The 1,228-nt window shown below is 55.9% G+C and carries 2 rRNA genes (1 of these 2 only partly in view); both read left to right on the forward strand.

The annotated features are described in order from the left end of the window. A 23S ribosomal RNA gene (locus AB0J90_RS35565) occupies positions 1–1,034 on the forward strand (it extends 2,172 nt beyond the left edge of the window). Between the two features lie 77 nt (positions 1,035–1,111). Continuing rightward, positions 1,112–1,228: ribosomal RNA gene (rrf, locus tag AB0J90_RS35570) — 5S ribosomal RNA — on the forward strand.

The following is a 1,228-nucleotide window of genomic DNA, read 5'->3' on the forward strand; positions in this document are numbered from 1 at the left end:
GGGGGGCGAGGCTGAGAACTTAAGCGCCAGTAAACGGCGGTGGTAACTATAACCATCCTAAGGTAGCGAAATTCCTTGTCGGGTAAGTTCCGACCTGCACGAATGGCGTAACGACTTCCCCACTGTCTCAACCACAGGCCCGGCGAAATTGCATTACGAGTAAAGATGCTCGTTACGCGCGGCAGGACGGAAAGACCCCGGGACCTTTACTATAGCTTGACATTGGTATCCGAATTAGCTTGTGTAGGATAGGTGGGAGCCGGTGAAGTCCATACGCCAGTATGGGTGGAGGCAATCTTGAAATACCACTCTGGTTGATTTGGGTATCTAACTTCGGACCGTGATCCGGTTCAGGGACAGTGTCTGGTGGGTAGTTTAACTGGGGCGGTTGCCTCCTAAAATGTAACGGAGGCGCCCAAAGGTTCCCTCAGCCTGGTTGGCAATCAGGTGTTGAGTGCAAGTACACAAGGGAGCTTGACTGTGAGACTGACAGGTCGAGCAGGGACGAAAGTCGGGACTAGTGATCCGGCACTTGCGAGTGGAAGCGGTGTCGCTCAACGGATAAAAGGTACCCCGGGGATAACAGGCTGATCTTCCCCAAGAGTCCATATCGACGGGATGGTTTGGCACCTCGATGTCGGCTCGTCGCATCCTGGGGCTGTAGCAGGTCCCAAGGGTTGGGCTGTTCGCCCATTAAAGCGGTACGCGAGCTGGGTTTAGAACGTCGTGAGACAGTTCGGTCCCTATCCGCCGTGCGCGTAGGATACTTGAGAAGGGCTGTCCCTAGTACGAGAGGACCGGGACGGACGAACCTCTGGTGTGCCAGTTGTCCCGCCAGGGGCACGGCTGGTTGGCTACGTTCGGAAGGGATAACCGCTGAAAGCATCTAAGCGGGAAGCTCGCTTCAAGATGAGGTATCCCACCCACGTGAGTGGGGTAAGGCCCCCAGCTAGACTACTGGGTTGATAGGCCGGAGATGTAAGCTCGGTAACGGGTTGAGTTGACCGGTACTAATAGGCCGAGGACTTGATTACTAAGGTGCTACGCGTCCACTGTGTGATTCCCGACAAACGAACAAGACCCTGTGGGTTGTTTGTTAAGTCGATAGTGTTACGGCGGTTATAGCGGTGGGGAAACGCCCGGTTACATTCCGAACCCGGAAGCTAAGCCCTCCAGCGCCGATGGTACTGCACTCGGGAGGGTGTGGGAGAGTAGGACGCCGCCGGAC

This window comes from Micromonospora sp. NPDC049523, from assembly GCF_040676775.1.
GTDB lineage: Bacteria > Actinomycetota > Actinomycetes > Mycobacteriales > Micromonosporaceae > Micromonospora_G.